The following is a 24,969-nucleotide window of genomic DNA, read 5'->3' as shown; positions in this document are numbered from 1 at the left end:
GCTGAAAACCGAGACTGAAAACTGCGACTGAGAACTAGAATTAAAAAATGGAATTAGACGAAAAAAAATATTTATACTTTTTATTATTACTCCCAATTGTGGTGTGTGTTTTCCTTTTTAATATGTATTGGAAAAGAAAAAAGCAACGCGAATTTGGTGACCTCGAAATGGTAAAAAGACTGAGTCCGGAAAGATCTGTTTTTAAACCGGTTTTAAAAATATCAGTAATTCTTTTGGCGCTTGCTTGTTTAATCATTGGTTTAGTAAATCCGAAGATTGGAACTAAAATGGAAACTGTAAAACGCGAAGGAATTGATATCGTTTTTGCTGTCGACGTTTCTAAAAGTATGCTTGCCGAAGATGTTGCACCAAGCCGTTTAGAAAAAAGTAAACAATTGGTTTCGCAAATCATCAACAATCTAGGAAGTGACAGAATTGGAATCGTAGCCTACGCAGGAAGTGCTTTCCCGGTTTTGCCTATCACATCAGATTATAGTGTTGCAAAAATGTTCCTGCAAAGTATGACTCCGGATATGGTTTCGTCGCAAGGAACTTCACTTGATGAAGCCATTAGATTATCATCGACTTATTTTGATGAAAAAAGCAAAACCAGCAAATTATTGATTTTAATTTCTGATGGTGAAGACCATTCTGAAGGAGCTTCATCAGCAGCTGAAGAAGCCAATAAAATGGGAATGAAAATTATTACCATTGGAGTTGGAACCGAAAAAGGAGGAACAATTCCGTTAAAGGAAAATGGCGTAGTTAAAAGCTATCAAAAAGATCAAAACGGACAAACTGTTATTACAAAACTAAATCAGGAAGGATTAAAAACCATTGCAAAAGCTACAAAAGGCGGTTATGTTTATGGCGGAAGTACTAAGGAAGTTTTAGAATACATAAAAAACGCGCTAAACAATATTCAGAAAACCGAATTTGAAGCGACACAAATGGCCGATTTTCAATCGCAATATCAATGGTTCATTGGCTTTGCCTTCTTATTATTGTTTGTTGACATTTTCCTTTTAGAAAGAAAAACAAACTGGATAAAAGAGTTGAATTTATTTAACGAAAAGAAATAATAAAGTTAGCCACTAATTGCACGAATAACACGAAAGAAAAATGTCTTTGTGAAATTCAAAAATAAAAAACATTTAGTTAGTGATAATTGGCGGAATTAGTGGCAAACTAAAAAACATAAAAAATTAGAATGAAAAATTTACTTCTTTATATTTTACTAACGTTTTCTTTGGCTGTTTCGGCTCAGGAGAAAGACAAGACATTGCCTGATGCCAATGAAGAATATAAGCAGAATAAATTTGTTGATGCTGAAGCCAATTACAGGATTTCAGAATCAAAATTTTCAAAACGTGCCACTGCTCCTTATAACTTAGGAAATACTATTTACAGACAAAATCAGGTTTCTGAAGCTAAATTCGCTTATGCGAAAGCTATAAAGAATGCCAAAACAAGACCTGAAAAACATAAAGCTTTACATAATTTAGGAAATGTTTTAATGAAAGAGAAGGATTATACGCAAGCAGTTGAAGCCTATAAAGAAGCTTTACGCAATGATCCTACTGATGATGAAACGCGTTATAATTATGCTTACGCAAAACAGAAGCTAAAAGAAAATCCGCCTAAAAACGATAAAAACAAAGACAAGAATAAGGATAAGGACAAAGACAAGGATAAAAACAAAGATAAAGACAAGGACAAGGATAAAAATAAAGACAAGGATAAGGACAAAGATAAAAAGGACGACAAAGGCGATAAAGACAAAGACAAAAAAGATGGTAAAAATGATCCTAAGAAAGATGACAAGTCTGACAATAAAGGAGAACCAAAACCACAGCCTGGCGGAATTTCTAAAGACCGCGTTCAAAATTTATTAGATGCTGTAAACAACGAAGAAAAGAAAATTCAGGATAAAGTTAACGCTCAAAAAGTAAAAGGAAATCCTAGAAAAGCAGAAAAAGACTGGTAAAATAAGGTTGAATCGTTTATTCGTTAATCCTTAATTTGATTTAGACCGAACGCATAAACAATAAAACTGTAAAAAAAACGATTAAAACAATAAACAATAAACAATAAACAATTTAACAGTTAAACAGCTTAACAAACAACGATTAAACAATTTAATGAAAAGATATTTAATTTTATTACTATTCACTTTTCAAGGGCTTATGGCTCAAGTTCAATTTGAAGCCAGAGTAAGCAAAAATACGCTTGGAGTAAACGAAAGATTACGTATTGACTTTATCATGAATGTTGATGGGGATAACTTTGACCAACCTTCATTTGATGGCTTTAGAGTTGTAGGCGGTCCAAGTCAGCAAGTAAGTCAGTCTTGGGTAAACGGAAGAAGTTCTTTTCAAAAAATATATTCTTATATCTTACAGCCTAATCAAAAAGGGACGTTTTCTATCAAACAAGCTTCTATTGAATATAATGGGCAGATTTATAAAACCCAACCTATAAAAGTTGTAGTAACAAATGCCGTTGCACAAGAAAGAGATCCTTATGACAACAGCAGACCACAAGGTCAACAAGGGGTTCCAAATGAAACTTTGAATCTTGTTGCCGAAATTTCAAAAACAACTCCATACTTAAACGAACCTATAACGGTTGTTTACAAATTATACTTTAACAACATTAATGTTACCGGTTTTAAAGAATTGGCGAAACCAAAGTATAATGATTTCTGGAATCAGAATATCGACATTAAACAACTTTCTATAGAAGAAGGAACTTTTCAGGGACAAAGATGTTATTATGTCATTCTGAAAAAGACTATTTTATATCCTCAAAAATCAGGAAGATTAACCATTGAACCCCTTTCATTAGATATTAGCGTACAATTGCCTTCAAATCGTCGTGACATGTATGGCCAGATGATTCTAACAGATGACAACAAAATTGTTTCTGCCGGTGCTAAAACTATTAATGTAAGACCACTTCCGGAAGCAACCAAACCAGAAGGTTTTGGTGGCGCTGTAGGTAAATTTAATTTTACGGTTACGCCATCTAAAACAACGCTTAAAAGCGGAGAAAGTCTGGATTTAATTGTAAGTGCTTCAGGAAACGGAAACATGAAATTGTTTACTTTACCAAAACCTGTTGTTCCTAATGCATTAGAAATGTACGATCCTGTTCATAATGAGCAAGTAACAACTTCTCTTTCAGGAATGTCAGGAAAAATCACTGATAAGTATTCTATAGTTCCACAATACAAAGGAAAATATGCGATAAAACCAATGCAGTTTTCTTACTTTGATTTGAGTACCGGTTCTTATAAAACCATTACTTCACAAGAAATCATGGTTGATGTGTTAGATGGACCAATGCAGGCAGAAGCAACTGCAACAGCAAACGCGTCTAAAAATGTAATTACAAAAACAGATCAGTTCAAATACATAAAACCTAAAACAACTTTAGTAGCAATTGCTAAAAATGATTTCTACGGTTCTAATTTGTATTATATTTTATTATTCGCACCTTTTGTGATCTTACCAATTATTGTTTTGGCTAAGAAAAGAAAAGAAGCAATTGACGGTGACGTAACAGGAAACCGAATTAGAATGAACAATAAACTGGCGAAGAAATATTTATCTGAAGCTAAAAAACAACTCAATAATAAAGAGCCATTTTATATTGCTTTAGAAAAAGCGATGCACAATTTCCTAAAAGCAAAATTGCATATCGAAACTTCAGAAATGAGCAAGGATAATATTAGTGAATTATTATTGTCGAGAAATGCAAATCCGGAATCAGTTCAAAGTTTCATTAACCTGACAGAAAACTGTGAGTTTGCCCGTTATGCCCCGGCATCAAGTGCTTCGATTCAGCAGGATTATGACAAAGCAGTTTTAATCATTTCGGCATTAGAAAAGCAAATTGTTTAGTTTGGTTTTAATTTAAGTTCACAAAGAAAAAAACAAACCTGACAGGTTTTGCCCCGAAACTTCGGAAATGTTAGGTTTAAAAGAAATAAAATGAAAAATATAGTCTATCTTTTTTTATTAATCACTCAGGTTTTCTTTGCTCAAAACAGCTTTGAAAAAGGAAATGCTTTGTACCAAAAGGGACAATACCAAGAAGCCGTTGATGTTTATGAAAGCATAATCAAAGAAAACAAACAACATTCTGCAGAGTTATATTTCAATTTAGGAAATGCTTATTATAAGCTTAATAAAGTAGCGCCTTCTATTTATAACTACGAAAAAGCTTTGGTTTTAAAACCTCACGATCCGGAGACTTTAAACAACTTGAAATTCGCCAAAAAACTTACTATAGACGAGATTAAGGAAATTCCTAAAGTAGGTTTTGCTAAATTAATTCAGAGCTTTACCGGGATTTTTGATTATAATACCTGGGCAAAGATTTCTGTTGCTATTGCGTTTATCTTTTTATTGAGTTTTATTGGATATTATTTTTCTCAACTTACACTTTCAAAAAGACTGTATTTCATAGGAATGTTTGTTCTTTTAATCGCTTTATTATTGAGTGTTTCTGCGGGAATAACAGAAAAAGACCACTTTAACAATGATCGTCCCGCGATTGTTTTTGCCGAGTTAAGCGAAGTTCGCAGCGAACCGCAAAAAGCTGGTGCCGCTATTATATTATTACACGAAGGAGCAAAAGTCTACGTTACTGAAACTGTAGGACAATGGAAAAAAATTGAACTAACAGACGGAACTGAAGGATGGATTGATGGTTCTACAATTAAAGAAGTAAAATAAAGTTATTTAAAATTTAAAATAAAAAAATCCCAAACTCTTAATTAACAACAATTGGAGTTTGGTTTTTTTTTATGCCTATTGAATTTTATAAACCATATAAGTGATATAAGTAAATCTAAGCTTGAACGCTATTAAACAAGTGTTTTGTTTATAACATAAAACATTCAACCCCTTATATAGTAGAGACGCACAGCAGTGCGTCTAAATGTAGCATTTTGACAAACTTTGTGTAGACGCACTGCTGTGCGTCTCTACGATTTTGATTATGAAGATATGTTGTTCTACAAAATTTATTGAAAATTATAAACTTTCTCAGGCGTCACGCAATAATCCAGTTTTACATCAGATTCAAAAACATCTTTGATTTCGTTTTCGGCTTCAAAGAACGAAAGTCCAATCTTTATGGTTTCCGGTTTGCATTCGGATAAAAATTTATCATAGAAACCTTTTCCGTAACCAACACGATTTCCAGAAACGTCAAAAGCTAAAAGCGGTACAAAAACAACCTCGATAGTTTCTGATGGAACTGATAAACCATTTACAGGTTCGGGAATATTATATTCGTTTTTTTTGATTTTAGTATTATCCGTCAATAAAAAATGTGTCATTCCCCGAGTTTCAAAATCACTTTTAGAAACCACAGTCTCTTTATCTTTTCCGGAAAGCAAATGCAAAACATATTCTGTATTTACCTCTTTTTGTTCTTCGATAGGCAAAAAAACATGATAATAGGTTTTATCCCAAACAGGCAATTGAATTAGATTATTGGCTATGGCCAAACTCTTTTCTTCAAGATCATCAAGAGTAATTTCTTTGCGAAGATTTTTATAGTGTGAGCGTAATTCTTTTTTATTCGTCGGCATTTTCAGGATTATTTTTAGACATATGATAAATCGCATCGCCTTCGTAAACAATTGGCGAATGATTTGCGTTGATGACAAATCCGTCATGTGGCGCTTTTACTTTCTGTTCAAATTTACCAAACGGATCTGTAATGATGGCTAAAATAGTTCCTTTGGTAACAAATTTCCCAACTAAATTATAATCGTGTAATAAGCCGGAACATTTGGCACGTAACCAAACCGAATATTTAATGTAAATCGACGGCTCTTTTGCATGTTCGATTACTTGTTTTGGATCCAGCATATTTAGATAATGCAGCAAACGCTTTACTCCCATTACACCTTCATTTGCAATCACATTATTGATGTCTAATGATTTTCCGCCTTCAAAAAGCAACATTTTTATATTCGCTTTTTCGCAGGTATTCCTGAAAGAACCGTTTATATTTTTAGAATATAAAGTAAATGGCGCATTAAATACATCTGCAAGGGTTTTTAATTCGGGATTATTTTCGGTGATTCTAATTTGCGGTGCATTAAATCTACTGGCGCCACCGGCATGAAAATCGACTGCATAATCTATAATCGGCAAAACTTCGGCAACGATATGATAAGCAAAACGACTGGCAAGAGAACCTTTTTTACTTCCGGGAAAAACGCGGTTTAAATCACGTCCGTCGGGAAACTCGCGGGATTTATTCACAAAACCATACATATTGATGATCGGGATACAAATAATAGTTCCTTTTGCAGGACGATTTATTTTTTTACTAATGATCTGGCGCACGACTTCAACACCGTTAATTTCGTCGCCATGAATCCCGGCAGAAAATAAAACTACCGGACCTTCTATCTTTGAGCGACGCACAATAACCGGAATATTTAGTTTTGTAGTGGTGTGCAGCCTTGCAATTTCGACGTTTATTGTTTTGTTTTCTCCCGGCAAAATCGATTCGCCAAAAATAACCAAGGGTTTACTATTTTTCATGTAGAATTATAAAATCTAAATATAGAAATTATTCTTTTGATTTCGTAAATTTGAAACTAAATCCGTGTTAAGCTTTTTTTCTCAAATCAGAATGGTTTTTGAAAACACTTATCGATTATCTTCAGAAACAAAACAGAATGCAAAAACCGTCCTTAGATCTTCAAATCCTTACCTTGCCGGACAATCCCGGCGTGTATCAATATTATGATAAAGATGGAAAGATCTTGTATGTTGGGAAAGCCAAAAATTTAAAAAAAAGAGTTTCCTCCTATTTCAATAAAATTCACGATACGGCCAAAACAAATGTATTGGTTCGAAAAATTGTAACCATAAAACACATTGTTGTTCCTACGGAAACTGATGCGCTTTTATTAGAAAACAATTTAATCAAAACGTTGCAGCCTCGTTATAATGTGTTGCTTCGTGATGATAAAAGTTACCCTTGGATTTGTATTAAAAGAGAACCTTTTTCGAGAATATTTTTGACCAGACGAATGGTCAAGGACGGATCAGAATATTTTGGTCCTTATACGAGTTTCAAAACGGTACATACCATTCTTGATTTAATCAAAGAATTGTATCCGCTGCGAACTTGTAACTATGATTTAAGCAAATCAAACATTGATTCCGGCAAATTCAAAGTTTGTCTGGAATACCATATTGGAAATTGCAAAGGTCCCTGCGAAGGTCTGGAACCTCTTGAAGAATACCAAAGGCAAGTTGATGCGATCCGCGAAATCCTAAAAGGGAATTTTAAGGAAAGTATGAAAGATTTTAAGCGTTTGATGAACCAATACGCGCAGGATCTCCGTTTTGAAGAAGCGCAGAAAATTAAAGAAAAAATACAAATTCTCGAGAATTACCAGTCGCGATCAACGATTGTAAATCCTAAAATAACGAACATCGATGTCTTTTCTATTGTGTCTGACGAAAGTGCGGCATATGTAAACTTTCTTCAAATTTCGCACGGATCGATTATTCGTTCGCACACTTTAGAAATTAAGAAAAAGCTGGACGAAACCGATGAAGAATTATTGGAACTTGCAATTATTGAACTTCGTGAACGTTTCCAGTTATTATCGAAAGAAATCATAGTTCCGTTCGAAATTAATTTGGGCGAAAACATCAAAACAACGGTTCCGCAACTTGGAGATAAAAAACAGATTCTGGATCTATCGATTCGGAATGCTAAGTTTTATAGAATCGAACAATTGAAACAACTACAAATCGTAGATCCCGACCGACATACCAACCGAATCATGGCGCAAATGCAAAAAGATTTGAGATTGCCGGTTGAACCCCGACATATAGAATGTTTTGATAACTCGAATATTCAGGGTACAAATCCCGTTGCGGCTTGTGTCGTTTTTAAAGACGGAAAAGCGAGTAAAAAAGATTATCGCCATTTTAATGTAAAAACCGTCGAAGGTCCTGACGATTTTGCTTCGATGACAGAAATTGTCTATCGTCGTTACAAAAGATTATTAGACGAAAATGAGCCTTTGCCACAACTTATTATTATCGACGGTGGAAAAGGACAACTTTCTGCTGCCTTAAAAAGTATAGACGCATTAGAATTAAGAGGGAAAATTGCCATTATCGGGATCGCAAAACGTCTCGAAGAACTATTTTATCCCGGAGATTCGATCCCATTATATCTGGATAAAAAATCAGAAACGTTAAAAGTAATTCAACAACTTCGAAATGAAGCACATAGATTTGGTATTACTTTTCATCGTGACAAACGCAGCAAAGCAGCACTTAATTCATCAGTAGAAAGCATTCCCGGAATAGGCGAAAAAACCATGCTTACATTAATACAACATTTTAAAAGTGTTAAAAGATTGAAACTGGCAACCGAAAAAGAAATATCTGATGTCATTGGAGTATCAAAAGCCAAAAAAATTGTCGACTTTTACAAAACCAACTAGTTATTTTTTATGCGCCCAATCCAGCTGTCCATTTCAAATACTCAGTCAAAACGATTTTTTTCTACTGCAAAAAAAGGAGCTTCTAAAGTCGCTCTTTTTTTACAAGAAAAAATATCGCTTTTTCTTTCGCAGTTTTCCATTTCCATCTGGGGCGTACAGTTGGTTTTTTTCACGCTTTTATTTTTTAATCCACAACATTCTTTTTCACAGGAAAACAACGAAAAAGCAAAACAAGACGAAGCTAAAAGACCTAAAATTGGATTGGTTTTAAGTGGTGGCGGTGCAAAAGGATTTGCCCACATTGGTGTTTTAAAAGTTTTGGAAGAAGCCGGAATCAAAATCGATTATATTGGCGGAACCAGCATGGGATCTATAATTGGTGGTCTTTATGCTTCTGGTTACAATGCATCACAAATTGACTCTATTTTCAAAAAGACCAATTTTGATGAACTTATTAATGATTACATTCCGCGTTCGTCTAAAAACTTTTACGGCAAAAAAAATGATGAATTATATGCCATCGTTTTACCTTTTAGCAAATTTAGAGTAGGAATTCCGGAAGCACTTTCAAAAGGAATGTACAATTATAATTTATTAAGCAGCTTAACCCGTAATGTACGTCATGTAAGAGATTTTAATAAACTCCCAACTCCGTTTTTGTGTATTGGTACCAATATCGAAACCGGCGAAGAAGTTTTACTAAACAAAGGAAATCTCGTTCAGGCTATGATGGCGAGTGCAGCATTCCCTTCGTTATTTACTCCTGTAGAAATCGACGGAAATTTATTAGTAGACGGTGGGGTTGTAAATAATTACCCTATACAGGAAGTTCGTAATCTTGGTGCCGATATAATTATTGGTGTAGATGTTCAGGATGATTTAATGAAGAGAAAAAATCTAAAAAACGCAACCCGCATATTAGTTCAGATTACCAATTTGCAGTCGATTGACAAAATGAAAAGCAAAATAAAAGATACTGATGTTTATATTAAACCAGACATTCGTGACTATGGCGTTATCTCATTTGACAAAGGCGAAGAAATAATAAGAAAAGGCGAAGAAGCAGCTTTTGCAGTTTATGAAAAAATAAAAACATTAGTGAATGAAGATAATTTTTATAAAAAACCAAAACTAAAAATTGTAACTGATACTATTGAAATAAACAAAATAAACAGCGACAAATTAGACAATTATACAAGAGAATATATTCGCGGTAAACTTCGTTTTAAGCCAGGAAGCACTATTACTTATGACGATCTTAAAACAGGAATTAACAACCTGAATGCTACTCAAAACTTTAGCACAATCTCTTATTGCCTTCAACCTGATGGCAAACAAGATGATCTGGATTTGGTATTAAAAGAAAACCCTACACAGACTTACTTAAAACTAGGTTTGCATTATGACGGATTATACAAAAGCGGTATTTTATTAAATCTTACCCACAAAAAAACTTTCCTAAAAAATGATGTAACATCACTGGACATAATTCTTGGCGATAATTTTAGATATGATTTAAACTATTATGTAGAGAATGGCTTTAATATAAGCTTTGGGTTTCGCTCCAGATTAAATCAATTCAATAGAAATGTAACCACAAGCATCAGTAATATTTTTGCAGAAAACTCAAATGTTAATTTGATTAATGTTGACTTTTTAGATCTTACAAATCAGGCTTATTTTCAAACGATCTTTGTTCAGAAGTTTTTAATGGGCGGAGGATTTGAGTATAAATATTTAAAAATAAATTCACCAACTCTTTCTAATACAGAAAACATCATAGAAAAGAGTAACTATTATAGTGTGTTTGGGTATTTAAAATACGACTCGTTCGACAATAAAAGTTTCCCTCATTCCGGAGTTTATTTTTCCGGAGATTTACAAACTTATTTAGCATCATCAGATTACACCAATCAGTTTAAACCTTTCTCGATTGCAAAGGCCGAAATTGCATTTGCCAGAACCTTGTTCAGAAAAGCTACAATAAAAATTGGAGCTGATGCCGGATTTAATATTGGCAGTGACAGCGTTCCGTTTTTTGATTTTATATTAGGAGGTTACGGTTACAATAAAATCAACAATTTTAATTATTTCTACGGATATGACTTTTTAAGTATTGCAGGAAATAGTTTTATAAAAGCCGATATTACTTTAGATTATGAAATTTTCAAAAAAAATCACGTTAATTTCTCTGCTAATTTTGCCAACTTAGGCGATGATATTTTCACTACTGTAGATTGGGTTTCAATGCCTAAATATTCTGGTTATGCAGTTGGTTACGGACTCGAAACTATTATTGGACCAATCGAAGTTAAACAATCATGGTCTCCTGAAATGTCAAAAAGTTATACGTGGTTTAGTATTGGATTTATGTTCTAAGACAAATCAAAATAAAATATTGCATAAGGAAAGATCCGTATTTTGTGCCAAAAAATATCTTTCGTATTTTTTTAACGTTAATAATTGATATAATATATAATTTAAATCAATAAAAATTACGACATTTGTTATAATGAAAACAAAATGGACAGGTTTATTAGAGTATCTTCAATTCCTCATCAAGAGAAATCCTGAATGAAACTACCGAATTGAGATGATTGGTCGATTATAAAAATTGAGCTGATTATCTGTTCACACAATTCAAATTTTTCGAATTATCTAATTTACAAATTATCTAATAGAAAAGCCATGCCATTATATCATAAACTTGGAGATTTCCCTCAAAAAAGACACACACAATTCGAAAAACCAAACGGTGGTTTTTACTACGAACAATTATTTGGTACCGAAGGTTTTCACGGACATTCGTCACTTTCTTATCATGTTCACAGACCAACGCAGGTTAAGGAAATTTTAAACTCTTATTCGGTTGAACCAAAAATTGCAATCGGAAAAAATATAAAATCATTACTTTTTAAAGGTTTTGAATTAAAACCTGAAAATGATTTTCTGGACAGCCGCAAAGCAATGTTAGTCAACAAAGATTGCATTATAGGTCTTGCTGCACCAAAAGAATCTCTTAGAAATTATTTCTACAAAAATGCCGATGCGGATGAAATGCTTTTCATCCATAAAGGAAAAGGAAAATTAAGAACCATGCTTGGTAATATTCCTTTTGAATATGGTGATTATCTAATTATTCCTAGAGGCATTATTTACCAAATAGAATTCGAAACCACAGAAAACCGACTTTTTTATGTCGAATCTTATTCTCCTTTTTACACTCCAAAACGTTATAAAAATCAATCTGGTCAGCATTTAGAACATTCGCCATTTTGCGAACGTGATTTTATTTTGCCAAACGAATTGGAAACACACGATGAAAAAGGTGATTTTTTAATTAAAATCAAAAAAGAAGGAATGATTCACGAAGTGGTTTATGCGACACATCCTTTTGACGTTGTGGGTTGGGACGGATATAATTTTCCGTACGGATTTTCGATTCATAATTTCGAACCTATAACGGGACGTGTTCACCAACCGCCTCCGGTACATCAAACATTTGAAACGGCAACTTTTGTCGTTTGTTCCTTCTGCCCAAGACTTTACGATTATCATCCAAAAGCAATTCCGGCGCCATACAATCACAGCAATATAGATTCTGACGAAGTACTGTATTATGTCGATGGCGATTTTATGAGCCGTAATAATATAGAGCAAGGTCATATTACTTTACATCCAAAAGGAATTCCGCATGGTCCGGCACCAGGCGCGATGGAACGCAGTATTGGTCATAAAGAAACCCAAGAATTAGCCGTTATGGTTGATACTTTCAGACCATTAATGGTAACGGAAGAAGCAATGGGTCTTGATGATGGTCAGTATTACAAATCCTGGACGGAATAATTAGTTAATGTGCCAATTAGATAATTAGATAATTTTCTTGAAACTGTATAAATTAGTTAATGTGGCAATTAGATAATTAGAGAATGCTTTTGAAACCGCATAATTAGAAAATGAGTAAATTCAAATAATTAATTTGTAATTTTAAACCTACAAATAAATTATCTCATTAAAAAATGACTTTCAACGAAAAATATAAAGACAACGCTCTTTTAATAAAAACATTCAATTTTGCATTAAACATAATTGATTACACTAGCGAACTTCAGGAACAAAAGAAATTTGTAATTGCAAATCAGTTATTAAAAAGCGGAACATCAATTGGAGCAAATTCAAAAGAATCATAAAACGCAGAAAGCAAAGCAGATTTTATTCATAAATTAAAAATTGCAATTAAAGAAGCAGACGAAACAGAATATTGGTTGTTTTTATGTGATGCTCATAGAGAATATCCAAAGTGTACTCGTTTATTAAATGATCTCTCAGAAATTTTAAAAATTTTAAACAAAATAATATCAACATCAAAAATGAAATAATTAGATAATTAGTCAATGTGTCAATTAGATAATTTTTATCGAAACGCACATTATCTCATTTTCTAATTGACACATTTTCTAATTAAAAAATCATGTCAAAAGAAGTAAAATCAGTAGAATACGGATTAGAGAAAATCTTCGAAGGAGCACAAGATTTCCTTCCGTTATTAGGAACAGATTATGTAGAATTCTACGTAGGAAATGCAAAACAATCGGCACATTATTACAAAACAGCCTTTGGATATCAATCATTGGCTTACGCCGGATTAGAAACCGGAGTAAGAGACAGAGCCTCTTATGTTTTGAAACAAGATAAAATCAGAATTGTATTGACGACTCCGTTAACACAAGATTCGCCAATTCATGAACATCTTAAAAAACATGGAGACGGTGTAAAAGTTGCTGCTCTTTGGGTTGAAGATGCCAGAAGTGCTTATGAAGAAACCATCAAACGCGGTGCTCGCTCTTTTATGGAACCAACTGTAGAATCTGATGAATTTGGAGAAGTAGTTCGTTCGGGAATTTATACTTATGGAGAAACAGTACATATTTTTGTAGAAAGAAAAAACTATAATGGTGTTTTCTTACCGGGTTACAAAGAATGGAAATCAGACTATAATCCTGAACCAACTGGTCTAAAATATATTGATCACATGGTTGGAAATGTAGGCTGGAACGAAATGAATACCTGGGTAAAATTCTACGAAGAAGTAATGGGATTCGTAAATTTCTTATCATTCGATGACAAACAAATCACAACAGAATACTCCGCGTTGATGAGTAAAGTAATGTCTAACGGAAACGGAAGAATTAAATTTCCAATCAACGAACCGGCAGAAGGAAAGAAAAAATCTCAAATCGAAGAATATTTAGATTTCTATGGCGGACCCGGGATTCAGCATATCGCTATTGCAACAGATGATATTATAAAAACGGTTTCACAGTTAAAAGCACGCGGAGTTGAATTTTTATCTGCTCCTCCTCACACCTATTACCAGGCAATTCCGGAGAGATTGGGAGTTCATATGGATATGATGAAAGAAGATATAAACGAAATTGAAAAATTAGCCATTATGGTCGATGCCGATGAAGATGGTTATTTATTACAAATATTTACTAAGCCAGTTCAGGACAGACCAACGCTTTTTTTCGAAATTATTCAAAGAATGGGCGCAAAAGGATTTGGTGCAGGGAACTTTAAAGCCCTTTTTGAGTCGATTGAAAGAGAGCAGGAATTAAGAGGAACTTTGTAAAAACGCAATATTTTTACATTAAATAGAATAATTCTCTGTAAAAGGGTGCTTTTTATGCAAATGTTATGTTAAACTTGCCTTTTGCTATTTCTTTTTTGAACTTTCTATCTATCTTTGCACTCGCAAATCAAGAAGGGGTGGTTTCCTTCTGAATTGATATAAATTTCATAATTTATAGTTTTTTGGTTAGTTAATAGCATAAAAACTCAGTCATTCCTTGACTGAGTTTTTTTGTATCGGTACATTTGGAATAGAATTTGCATTTATTTATCTTTATAATGAAATGTAAAAATTGTACTATGAAAAAATTCATCCTCACTATATTTATTCTCACGACACTTTCTTTTGATTCTCAAAAAGAAGATGCTTTCGACACTGGAGAATACTTTAAATTCAGAATTCATTACGGAATCGTAAATGCCGGTTATGCCACGCTTGAAATAAAAGAAGCAACCATAAGCAACAAAAAAGTGTTTCACGCTGTGGGTAAAGGTTACACAACCGGAATGTCTAAATTTTTCTTCAAGGTCGAAGATTTATACGAAAGTTATTTTGACAAACAAACCGGAAGCCCTTATCGTTATGTTCGAAAAATAGACGAAGGCGGCTACACAAAAAATCAGGAAGGTTTTTTTAACCAAACCGAAAACAGGATTTTAGTAAAAGATTACAAGCGCAAAACTGAAAAAACAATTGTTATAACAGATAATGTTCAGGATATTATCTCGTCTTTTTATTACTTAAGAAACCATCCTAATATTGACAAACTTAAATCTGGTGAAGCAATTACAATCGACATGTTTTTTGATGAAGAAATCACAAAATTTAAGTTAAAATATATAGGTCGTCAAGATATTACGACTAAATTTGGAACCGTTTCTACGATGGTATTTAAGCCACTAGTACAAACAGGGCGCGTTTTTAAAGAAAAAGAAAGTGTAACGCTCTGGATAACAGATGACGACAACAAGGTTCCGATTAGAATAAAAGCGGATCTTGCCGTTGGATCACTTAAAGCAGATCTTGACGAATATAAAGGATTAAAAAATCCATTTAAAGCAAAAAAATAATGAATACCACAGATCATTCAGAATCAATTCTAAAAGAAATTGACCTTAAATACCAAGCTATAAATCAAAAGACTGATGTTCAGTTAGAAGGCTTACTCTGGTCAAAACCTATCACTTATTGGGATTACATTCAGACTGATGCTCTGTTAAACTTACAAATACAACGCACCACTCTTCCTGACGAAATGGTTTTTATCATGTATCATCAGGTTAATGAATTGATTTTTAAAATGATTTTGTGGGAAATTGACCAAATTGCGGACACACAAAATATTCAGGTTGATTTTTTTAGTGAAAGACTTTCAAGAATTACCCGCTATTTCGACATGCTAACCAATTCGTTTAGTATTATGGAAAACGGAATGGAAGTCGATCAATACATGAAATTTAGAAACACGCTGACTCCGGCAAGTGGTTTTCAGAGCGCACAATACAGATTGATAGAATTTGCATCGACAGATGTTATCAATTTAACAGACCGCAGATACAAAGACAATTTTGATGAAAACACAGATTTAGAAACCAGCTTTGAGCATTTATATTGGCAAGCGGCAGGAAAAGATTATCACACAGGAGAAAAATCATATTTACTTAAGGAATTCGAAAATAAATATAAAAACCAATTCCTAAGACAAATTTCTGAGTTCAGGACAAAAAATATTTGGCAAAAATTCACCCAACTTCCTATAGAAGATCAACAAAACCAAGAACTAATTCAAGCCATGCGTCACTATGACAAAACGGTGAATATCACTTGGGTTATGCAGCATTTAAACACCGCAAGAAAATATATTTTAGAAAGCGGAAAAGGCAATGGTGAAGCAACAGGAGGAAGTGATTGGCAAAAATATATGCATCCAAAATACCAAAGACGCATCTTTTTTCCTAAATTGTGGACCGAAGAAGAATTGTCTAATTGGGGAAATGAAGCCACAGTTTAATTTCCAAAAAAAATAAATAAGTTTGAAAAAAGTACTCGTAATTATAATCCTGTTATTTTCGATAATTTCATGTAACAAAACCGCTGAAAAAGTCGAAATTAAAATTACAAAACCAAAAACTAAAAAAATAGAATTTGGTTTTAATTACGCTGATTTTAATGTTCTTCAGGACACCATAAAAAAAGGAGATTCTTTTGGTTCTATTATCCAAAAACAAAATATTGGCGACAAAAAAGTATTTGATATTGTTGAGCAGGTTAAAGACTCTTTTAATGTAAGAACGATTCGATACAACAAACCCTACACTCTTCTTCGTTCTAAAAACAAAACAAATAAACTACAGCTTTTTATTTATCAGCCAGATGCTTTGACCTATTATGTAATTGATTTTAGAGATAGCATTACGAAGGCTTATAAAAAAATAAAACCGGTTACGCTGAAACGTAAAATCATTGGCGGCGTTTTAAAAAGTTCATTATCTGAAACTTTAGGAAACGAAAGTGTTGAAGCAGCACTTGCAAGCAGAATCACAAAAGTATTTTCATGGTCTATTGACTTTTTTAAACTTAAAAAAGGAGATCGCTACGGATTAATTTTTACAGAACGTTTTATAAACGGTAAAACGTATGACGGAGTTGAAGATCTTGAAGCTGCATTTTTTGAATATAAAGGCAAGATAGTTTATGCATTTCCGTTTGAGAAAGATACTATTTCAGGAAAAGTAGAATATTATGACGATGAAGGAAAAACTTTGAAAAACTTTTTCCTTAAAACACCAATTAAGTTTAGCCGAATCACTTCGAGATTTACTGCAAACAGATTTCATCCTGTACAACATACCTGGAAAGCACACAAAGGAACAGATTATGCTGCTCCAACCGGAACTCCAATTTCGACAACAGCATCAGGAGTTGTAGAAGCAACAGGATATACGGCAGGAAACGGAAACTTTGTAAAAGTAAAACATAACGGTACCTACTCGACTCAATATTTACACATGTCCAGAATTTTAGTTCGTCGCGGGCAACGTGTTACTCAAGGACAAACCATAGGATTAGTAGGAAGCACAGGATTGGCAACAGGACCTCACGTTTGTTATCGTTTCTGGAAAAACGGAATTCAGGTTGATGCACTCAGGCTAAATTTACCTACCGGAGAATCTCTAACCGGATCTGACAAAACCCGTTTTATGAAACAAATGGAGCCTTTGAAAAGAGAATTGGACAGTATTGGGAATTTATAACTTTTATTGAAATTTCAATTTTAAAAATAGTCAAACATGAAGAATGCTCGTCTTAAAGCAATTTATAATGAAACTTTTTCTGGTTTAAAACTTTTTTACAGAGATACAAATCTTACTGAAGATATAATTTCAAATTATAAAATTGGACAAATCATTCAGGAAAAAGGTTTTACTGATATGAGTTCAATCAGTGGCGGACTTGATGGTAATTTAAGATATTTAATTGCCAGCGCTCATCCTAAGGATTTATCGAAATTCAATCCTGATTCGGCAAAAAATGGTCACTTTCTTTTAGATTCGATTGCTTATTTTAAAGTATTGGACATTTATAAAATTGAAAACAAAACACAGATTTTTCTTTTAAACATTCCTGACAATTCATTGACACTTCTTAAAAATTCTACTTCAAACTTAGAAGAAGAAATTATAGAAAAAGCGAGAAAGAAATTTAATGACAAAATCAATTTGCCTTTGGTTCCGGAATTACAAACAGAAAACTGGAAACAAAGAACTAAATCCCCTATTGGAATAGATGAAAATGGCAAACTATTTTTTGATGATTCTAAAATTAAAATTGAACCACTAAAAAAAATAGAGATTGATGTTGCCAGAAAAACAATTGAGGTTAATAAAAAACCATGGTGGAAGATTTGGTAATGAAAAGAACTTTACTCCTACTTTCTTCAATAATACTTTTAGGATATTCTAATCCGAAGGTTTTTGTTTTAAATGACACAGAAGAAAACAAATATTTTGTCTTAGAATTAGTCAACAAAGCCTTTGAAGAAAATCAAATTGACAAATTACCTTTAATTGTAATTGACGGAATTCCTTTTAAATACAATAAAAAACAAGACACAATACTATTGCCTCTTAAAAAATCCGACATCATAAGTTTAGACTTTTTAAACAAAAATAGTAGTCGTATCATTTATAATGAAAAAGAAAATGACGGTGCAATTATCATAACAACAAAAATTAAACACGAATAAGTTATAAATCGTTTTCGTAACTATTTGTTATATAATTGTGAACCGATATCCTATTAAAACTAATTTCAGTATTTTTGTTTTTTTTATAACCACATTTTCAATTAAACAAAAAATGGCTTTAAACACAACAAACCCAACCGGGACTGAAGCGTGGAAAAATCTGCAAAACCACTATAACGCAATTCACGAAACTACGATACAAGAATTGTTTCAACAGGATAATGCTCGTGTTGAAAAATTCAATTTACAATGGAATGACTTTTTAGTTGATTATTCTAAAAACAATATTAGTCAGGAAACGATCTCTCTTTTATTAGAATTAGCAAATTCAATTGGATTGAAAGATGCGATCGCTCAATATTTTGGTGGAGAAATCATCAATCAGACTGAAAACAGAGCTGTTTTACATACTGCATTGCGTGCTCCGGAATCAGCGGTTATCAAAGTTGACGGAGAAAATGTAATCCCTGAAGTTTATGAAGTAAAAAATAAAATCAAAAAATTTAGCCACGAAGTAATTTCGGGAGAAAGAAAAGGATATACAGGAAAAGCCTTTACTGATGTTGTAAATATTGGTATTGGAGGTTCTGATCTTGGTCCTGTTATGGCAGTTGAGGCTTTACAATTTTATAAAAATCATTTAAATCTTCATTTTGTATCGAATGTAGATGGTGATCATGTTAATGAAGTAATCAAAAAATTAGATCCTGAAACTACATTATTTTTAATTGTTTCTAAAACTTTTACTACTCAGGAAACGTTATCAAATTCTGAAACGATTAAAGAATGGTTTTTGAAATCGGCAACTCAGGAAGATATCGCAAAACATTTTGTGGCAGTTTCTACAAATATTCAAAAAGTAACTGAATTTGGAATTAATCCTGACAATGTTTTCCCAATGTGGGATTGGGTTGGAGGAAGATTCTCTTTATGGAGTGCAGTAGGTTTAAGCATTGCTTTAGCAATTGGTTTTGATAATTATAATGATTTATTGAAGGGTGCCAATGAAATGGACGAGCATTTTAAGACGGCAGAGTTCGACGAAAACATTCCTGTAACTTTAGCTTTATTGAGCGTTTGGTACAACAATTTCTTTGGTGCCGAAAGTGAAGCTTTGATTCCGTACACACAATATTTATCAAAACTAGCACCTTATTTGCAACAGGCAACTATGGAAAGTAACGGAAAAAGTGTTGGTCGTGACGGAAAACCTGTAAACTATCAAACCGGAACTATCATTTGGGGAGAGCCGGGAACAAATTCGCAACATGCATTTTTTCAATTGATTCATCAGGGAACAAAACTAATTCCAACTGATTTTATTGGATTTGTAAAACCATTATACGGAAATGAAGATCATCACGATAAACTGATGTCTAACTTTTTTGCACAAACTGAAGCTTTACTAAACGGAAAAACGAGTGAACAAGTTCAGGCAGAATTTGACAAACAAGGACTTTCAGCAGATAAAGCATCTTACTTGTTACCATTTAAAGTTTTTACAGGAAACAAACCAACTAATACGATCCTAATTCAAAAATTGACTCCAAAAAGCTTGGGTTCTTTGATTGCTTTATACGAACACAAAATTTTTGTTCAGGGTGTTATCTGGAATATTTTTAGCTTTGATCAATGGGGAGTAGAATTAGGAAAACAATTAGCTAACTCTATTTTAGATGAAATCAATACTAAAACAGTAGAAAATCATGATAGCTCTACTTCATTTTTACTAAATCACTTTTTAAAAAATAAGTAGAATTAATATAAATCAATTCACAACGAACTGAAACGCCTCAATTTAAAACAAATTAAGGCGTTTTTTCGTACAAAAAAGCCTCAAAACAAGTGTAAAACATTGATTATTGCAAGTTTACCACTACAAGACCATGCATATCATTATCATTTTAACAAAATACAATAGCTAAAATTCAAAAAAATGTTATTTTGTTTAATAAAAAAAAGAAAAATCATTTTAATGCGCAACGAATTAGATAAAACTTATTTTTCTTAACATTTTGATAACACTATCTGATTTAATTGTTATAATTTTGCCAAAAACAATAAACTAATAACAAATGAAGACAATGAAAAATTGGTTACTTACTGGACTATTGTTCATGATAGTTACAACCGCATTTTCTCAAGGAAAAATTACAGGTATGATTACCGACGGTAGTGGTTCATTACCGGGAGCAAACGTAGTGATCAAAGGATCTACGGCTGCTACTTCTACAGATTTTGACGGTAAATTTACTTTGAATGCAACAACAAGTTCAGGAGAAATCGTTATTTCTTTTTTAGGTTACGACAATTTAACTTTAAAATTTTCAGTTTCAAACGGTGGAACAACTAATTTAGGAACAATCGTTATGGCTTCTAATTCTAACGAATTGAGCGAGATTGTTGTAAAAAGTAGTGTAGTTGATATTGCAAAGGACAGAAAAACTCCGGTTGCTGTTTCTACAATTAAAGCTGCTGAAATTCAGGAAAAACTAGGAACTCAGGAATTTCCGGAGATCTTAAGAAATACCCCTTCAGTATATGTTACTAAATCAGGTGGTGGTTTTGGAGATTCAAGAATCAACATTCGTGGATTTGATCAAAAAAACATTGCGGTTATGATTAACGGTATGCCAGTTAATGACATGGAAAATGGGTCTGTTTATTGGAGTAACTGGGCTGGTTTATCAGATGTAACATCTGCTATGCAGGTTCAAAGAGGTTTAGGAGCTTCTAAACTTGCAACTCCTTCTGTTGGTGGAACAATTAACATTGTTACTAAAGCTTCTGACAAAAAAGAAGGTGGATCTTTCTCTTCTGGTTTTGGAAATGGAAGAAACTTTAAAATTCAAGGTTCATACAATACAGGAAAATTAGACAACGGTCTTTCTGCATCTGTATTGTTATCTCAAACAATGGGAGATGGTTATGTTGACGGAACTCAATTCGAAGGTTCTAACTACTACGTTGCTTTAGGATACGGTACTAAAAGTGGTAAACATGACTTTCAACTTACTGTAACAGGTGCTCCACAATGGCACAACCAAAGATCTACAGCATCTACTATTGCTACTTACCAACAATATGGACATAATAATGAGCCAAGTCTTAGATATAATGCTGATACAGGATATTTGAATGGTGAAGAATATAACATCAGAAAAAATTACTATCACAAACCAGTTGCGTCTTTCAACTGGGATTACAAAATCAACGAAACAACAAAACTTTCTTCTGTATTTTATGCTTCTATGGGGCGTGGTGCAGGTGCTAGTGCAACTGGAGGAATTAAAGGAAAAGCATACAGCGATCTTGTAGCTTTTAGAAGACCGGATGGTTTGGTAGATTATGATAAAATCGTAGCTTATAACTCTGGTCAACCAGTTGCTATTGCAGGTTTCACAGGACTTCAACAAAGAGCAAAAATCAACGGTGTTTACCAAAACAGTGCTTACTTCAGTGGATCAAATGCTGATTACAATACTGCTACTTCAACAAATACATCAGGTATATCACAAACTTCATCTATCAACTCTCATGACTGGTTTGGTGCTGTAATCAACTTAAACAAAAAATTATCTAATACATTGACTTTAGATTTTGGATTTGACGGAAGAACTTACAAAGGTTACCATTATACAGTCGTAAATAATTTATTAGGTGGAGGTGAATATTTTGACAATAATATCGCTGCGTTAAAACCAACCGGTAGAAATTTAACTACAACTTACCCTACTGATGTTCAATGGAATGTTTTCCAAAACAAAAACTACGATAAAATTTCTTTCAACAGTACAGGTAATGTTAAGTGGTACGGTTTATTTACTCAATTAGAGTATGCTAAAGATAACTTAACAGCTTTTGTTCAAGGAGCGGTTTCACAACAAGGATACAAAAGAGAAGACAATTTTGTATACTTACCAACTGACCCATTATCTTCTACACCTTACAAAAATGTTACAGGTGGTAACGTAAAAGGTGGGGCTAACTACAACATCAACGAGAAAAACAATGTTTACGTTAATGCTGGATACTACTCAAGACAACCATTCTTTAATTCAGTTTATCCAAACAACAGATCTACAGTAAACCCTAACCTTACTAACGAGAAAATTACTGGATTTGAAGCTGGTTATGGATTCCGTTCTAGATTCTTTAATGCTACAGTAAACGTTTACAACACAACTTGGAATGACAGATACCTAAAAGGTAATGCTCTTCCAGCTAGTTCAACAATTGTTGCAAACACAACTTATACAGAATACTTAGGTCTTAATGAGGTTCACTCAGGAATAGAGTTCGAAGGATCATCTAACATTACTGACAGACTTAAAGTTAATGGTATGTTCTCATATGGAATTTGGGAATACAAAGGTAATGCTACTGTAAATGCTTATTACCAAGCAGACAATACACCAGTTGCAGGATACACTGCTGCTACTGTATATATGGACAAAGTAAAAGTAGGTGATGCTGCACAAATGACAGCTTCTTTAGGAGCTTCTTACGAAGTTGTAACAAGAGTAACAGTTGATGCTAACTACAACTTTAATGATCATTTGTATGCTGGTATTAGCCCAACTAACTTTACAGCTCAAAACAATAAAGGTTCATTAGAATTACCTTCTTATGGATTAATGGATGCTGGTTTCTCATACAAAATGTTAACTGGTAAAAACAAAGACAAATCTGTAAACTTCAGGCTAAACGTAAACAACGTTCTTGATAAAATTTACATTGCTGAGTCTAGAACCAATACTTTTGCTGATGACAACCTTCCTGTAGCTACTGGCCAACCAGCTGGTTCAAAAGGAACTTATGCTTCTAATGGAATGCTTTATAATGGAGTTGCTAATGTAAATCAGGTATTCTTCGGATTTGGAAGAACTTGGAACTTTACACTACGTTATGATTTCTAATATTTAGAATCTAAATAAATACCAAAAACGGCATTGACTTTTAGTCCAATGCCGTTTTTTTTATACCCTTTTTTGCTATATTTGTTTTAACAAAAAATAAAATTTATGTACTATTTTCTACAAAAATTCCATTCTGGCTGGGCTTATTTAGCACTTTTGCTTTTATTAATTGCAGTTGTAAATGCTATAATTGGTCTGACTTCAAAAAAAGATTTTACTGGTAAAGATCGCAAAATCGCATTATTTGCCTTAATTGGAACTCATACTCAGTTATTGATTGGAATAATTCTTTATTTTGTTTCTCCTCTTGGAAAAGCAGCATTTGGACAAATGTCTAATTCAGAACTAAGACTAACTTCTTTAGAACACCCATTAATCAATATTATAGCTATTATATTGATTACTATTGGATGGTCAAAACATAAAAAATTAATTAATAGCGAAGCTAAATTTAAAACTTTTGCTATTTATTACGGATTAGGTTTATTGCTTATATTGAGCAGAATTCCATGGAATCTATGGTTCTAAAAACCAATTAAAGCCCTAAAACAATAGGGCTTTTTTTATCTCGGCATATTATTTGTACAAACTCCCCAAGTCTGAAAAAAAATAACCCATGAGAAGTAAAAAACATATTATACTTACAACCCTTACATTAACTTTTTTAAGCTGTTTTACTTACGTTATAAGTCAAACTAAACCAACATCAGAACCTAAGCCTAAAATCACTCAGGATACAGTAAAAATCATAAAACCTGATATACTTGCCATCCCAACAGATTCTGTCTTTACGGATAAAGGTCTAAAGCTAAAAGCCTATAAAAAGAATGCACATGCTTCTTACTATGCTGACCGATTTAACGGAAAAAAAACAGCTAGCGGAGCCAGATTCAATAATAGTAAATATACCGCAGCACATAAAAAACTACCGTTTGGCACAAGAATAAAAGTAACAAATGAAGCTAACGGAAAATTTGTTATCGTAAAAGTCACAGATCGTGGGCCTTTTGTAAAAACAAGAGAACTTGATTTATCCAAAAGAGCTTTTATGGAAATCACCAAAAATAAAGGTGCCGGTGCCATGAAGGTTACAATTGAAACTATAATAGAATAAAAAAAAGTCCCGTTTTTAAATTTCAAAACGGGACTCTTTTTATACAAACTTTCTAATGCTCATAATTACACCTGTATGAAGTCCTTCGTGATAATTATTAAACTCCAGTGCTCCGTTTATATCTCTAATCGTATTGCCTAAACTGGTCGTATATTCCTGAAAATTCACAAATACGGAATCATTATAATCTTGTTTTGTTTGTTGCAAAGTTGTAGAAAGTAATGTTTTAATTTCATCTAGCTCTTCTTGAGAAACATCGCCTTCCGGTTTTGCTCCTTTTGCAAATTTCATTAAAAATTCTTTGGATACCATTGTTGGCAAACCTGATAACTTATAAACCAAAGCCTGTTGAACAGCAACGCAATGTGCCGCATTCCAAATAATATTATTATTAAAACCTTGTGGGATTTTATTTAATTGCTCTAGCGAATAGTTCTCTAAAATATTCAAAAGAACTTGTCTAATGGTTTTCTGCACTTCAAAAACTGAATTCATAATTTTATTTTTTTTCTAAAATTAAGCATTTTTCAGTTTTAAATGAATTTTCTTTGTAGT

Annotated in this window: 20 protein-coding genes and 1 pseudogene; 18 read left to right on the top strand and 3 right to left on the bottom strand. The window is 33.0% G+C overall.

Annotated elements, in window-relative coordinates; all coding sequences use genetic code 11:
- Positions 1-47 precede the first annotated feature (47 nt).
- The 4 genes from ASF10_RS10095 to ASF10_RS10080 all read left to right on the top strand — a co-directional run bounded on the left by ASF10_RS10095 (position 48) and on the right by ASF10_RS10080 (position 4,742).
- Positions 48-1,082, top strand: a complete 1,035-nt coding sequence (locus ASF10_RS10095; RefSeq protein WP_056248428.1) for a vWA domain-containing protein — start codon at positions 48-50, stop codon at positions 1,080-1,082.
- Between the two features lie 128 nt (positions 1,083-1,210).
- The gene (locus ASF10_RS10090; protein WP_056248425.1) at positions 1,211-1,987 is read left to right on the top strand and encodes a tetratricopeptide repeat protein; all 777 of its coding nucleotides are present in this window, start codon (positions 1,211-1,213) and stop codon (positions 1,985-1,987) included.
- A 154-nt stretch (positions 1,988-2,141) separates the two neighbouring features.
- On the top strand, positions 2,142-3,905 hold the full coding sequence (locus tag ASF10_RS10085) for a BatD family protein (protein WP_056248422.1): 1,764 nt from the start codon (positions 2,142-2,144) through the stop codon (positions 3,903-3,905).
- Positions 3,906-3,995: 90 nt separating this feature from the next.
- The gene (locus tag ASF10_RS10080; protein ID WP_056248421.1) at positions 3,996-4,742 is read left to right on the top strand and encodes a tetratricopeptide repeat protein; all 747 of its coding nucleotides are present in this window, start codon (positions 3,996-3,998) and stop codon (positions 4,740-4,742) included.
- A 290-nt stretch (positions 4,743-5,032) separates the two neighbouring features.
- Here ASF10_RS10080 and ASF10_RS10075 read toward each other — a convergent pair whose 3' ends face one another.
- Both ASF10_RS10075 and ASF10_RS10070 read right to left on the bottom strand, forming a co-directional pair.
- Positions 5,033-5,605 carry a 5-formyltetrahydrofolate cyclo-ligase gene (locus ASF10_RS10075; RefSeq protein ID WP_056248417.1) on the bottom strand — a complete coding sequence of 191 codons (573 nt, stop codon included), beginning with the start codon at positions 5,603-5,605 and terminating at the stop codon, positions 5,033-5,035.
- Entirely contained in the window at positions 5,592-6,572 is a 981-nt protein-coding gene (locus tag ASF10_RS10070) for a succinylglutamate desuccinylase/aspartoacylase family protein (RefSeq protein ID WP_056248415.1), read from the bottom strand. The genes ASF10_RS10075 and ASF10_RS10070 overlap by 14 nt, the downstream gene beginning before the upstream one ends.
- A gap of 137 nt (positions 6,573-6,709) precedes the next feature.
- On the opposite strand from ASF10_RS10070, the gene uvrC reads away from it, so the two are divergent.
- The 14 genes and pseudogenes from uvrC to ASF10_RS10000 all read left to right on the top strand — a co-directional run bounded on the left by uvrC (position 6,710) and on the right by ASF10_RS10000 (position 24,414).
- On the top strand, positions 6,710-8,503 hold the full coding sequence (gene uvrC / locus ASF10_RS10065) for an excinuclease ABC subunit UvrC (protein ID WP_056248412.1): 1,794 nt from the start codon (positions 6,710-6,712) through the stop codon (positions 8,501-8,503).
- Positions 8,504-8,512: 9 nt separating this feature from the next.
- Positions 8,513-10,882 (top strand): patatin-like phospholipase family protein, encoded by a 2,370-nt coding sequence (locus tag ASF10_RS10060; protein ID WP_117611367.1) that lies wholly within the window; start codon positions 8,513-8,515, stop codon positions 10,880-10,882.
- A 309-nt stretch (positions 10,883-11,191) separates the two neighbouring features.
- On the top strand, positions 11,192-12,349 hold the full coding sequence (locus ASF10_RS10055; RefSeq protein WP_056248407.1) for a homogentisate 1,2-dioxygenase: 1,158 nt from the start codon (positions 11,192-11,194) through the stop codon (positions 12,347-12,349).
- Positions 12,350-12,522: 173 nt separating this feature from the next.
- Positions 12,523-12,882: pseudogene (locus ASF10_RS10050) on the top strand (four helix bundle protein).
- Positions 12,883-12,974: 92 nt separating this feature from the next.
- Positions 12,975-14,135 carry a 4-hydroxyphenylpyruvate dioxygenase gene (hppD, locus tag ASF10_RS10045; RefSeq protein WP_056248405.1) on the top strand — a complete coding sequence of 387 codons (1,161 nt, stop codon included), beginning with the start codon at positions 12,975-12,977 and terminating at the stop codon, positions 14,133-14,135.
- A gap of 299 nt (positions 14,136-14,434) precedes the next feature.
- Positions 14,435-15,205, top strand: coding sequence for a DUF3108 domain-containing protein (locus ASF10_RS10040; protein WP_056248978.1), 771 nt, complete (start codon positions 14,435-14,437; stop codon positions 15,203-15,205).
- Positions 15,205-16,146 carry a tryptophan 2,3-dioxygenase family protein gene (locus ASF10_RS10035; protein WP_056248403.1) on the top strand — a complete coding sequence of 314 codons (942 nt, stop codon included), beginning with the start codon at positions 15,205-15,207 and terminating at the stop codon, positions 16,144-16,146. Before ASF10_RS10040 ends, ASF10_RS10035 begins: the two co-directional genes overlap by 1 nt.
- Before the next feature lie 22 nt (positions 16,147-16,168).
- Positions 16,169-17,389: a M23 family metallopeptidase gene (locus tag ASF10_RS10030; RefSeq protein ID WP_056248399.1), complete on the top strand. Its 1,221-nt coding sequence runs from the start codon at positions 16,169-16,171 to the stop codon at positions 17,387-17,389.
- Between the two features lie 36 nt (positions 17,390-17,425).
- Positions 17,426-18,046, top strand: coding sequence for a hypothetical protein (locus ASF10_RS10025; protein ID WP_056248398.1), 621 nt, complete (start codon positions 17,426-17,428; stop codon positions 18,044-18,046).
- Positions 18,046-18,381, top strand: a complete 336-nt coding sequence (locus tag ASF10_RS10020; RefSeq protein ID WP_056248977.1) for a hypothetical protein — start codon at positions 18,046-18,048, stop codon at positions 18,379-18,381. The genes ASF10_RS10025 and ASF10_RS10020 overlap by 1 nt, the downstream gene beginning before the upstream one ends.
- Positions 18,382-18,493: 112 nt before the next feature.
- Complete coding sequence (pgi, locus tag ASF10_RS10015) at positions 18,494-20,137, top strand: glucose-6-phosphate isomerase (RefSeq protein WP_056248395.1); 1,644 nt, start codon at positions 18,494-18,496, stop codon at positions 20,135-20,137.
- A gap of 319 nt (positions 20,138-20,456) precedes the next feature.
- On the top strand, positions 20,457-23,300 hold the full coding sequence (locus ASF10_RS10010; protein WP_056248392.1) for a TonB-dependent receptor: 2,844 nt from the start codon (positions 20,457-20,459) through the stop codon (positions 23,298-23,300).
- Positions 23,301-23,405: 105 nt separating this feature from the next.
- A complete protein-coding gene (locus tag ASF10_RS10005; protein WP_056248390.1) occupies positions 23,406-23,828 on the top strand; it encodes a hypothetical protein in 423 nt (140 codons plus the stop codon).
- A gap of 88 nt (positions 23,829-23,916) precedes the next feature.
- Positions 23,917-24,414 (top strand): septal ring lytic transglycosylase RlpA family protein, encoded by a 498-nt coding sequence (locus ASF10_RS10000; protein WP_056248388.1) that lies wholly within the window; start codon positions 23,917-23,919, stop codon positions 24,412-24,414.
- 39 nt (positions 24,415-24,453) lie between these two features.
- Here ASF10_RS10000 and ASF10_RS09995 read toward each other — a convergent pair whose 3' ends face one another.
- Entirely contained in the window at positions 24,454-24,909 is a 456-nt protein-coding gene (locus tag ASF10_RS09995; protein ID WP_056248386.1) for a DinB family protein, read from the bottom strand.
- Between the last annotated feature and the right edge of the window lie 60 nt (positions 24,910-24,969).

The sequence above is a fragment of the Flavobacterium sp. Leaf82 genome (assembly GCF_001422725.1).
Lineage (GTDB): Bacteria > Bacteroidota > Bacteroidia > Flavobacteriales > Flavobacteriaceae > Flavobacterium.
Note: the sequence above shows the minus strand (reverse complement) of the source record. Positions and strands in the feature narration are given on the sequence as shown.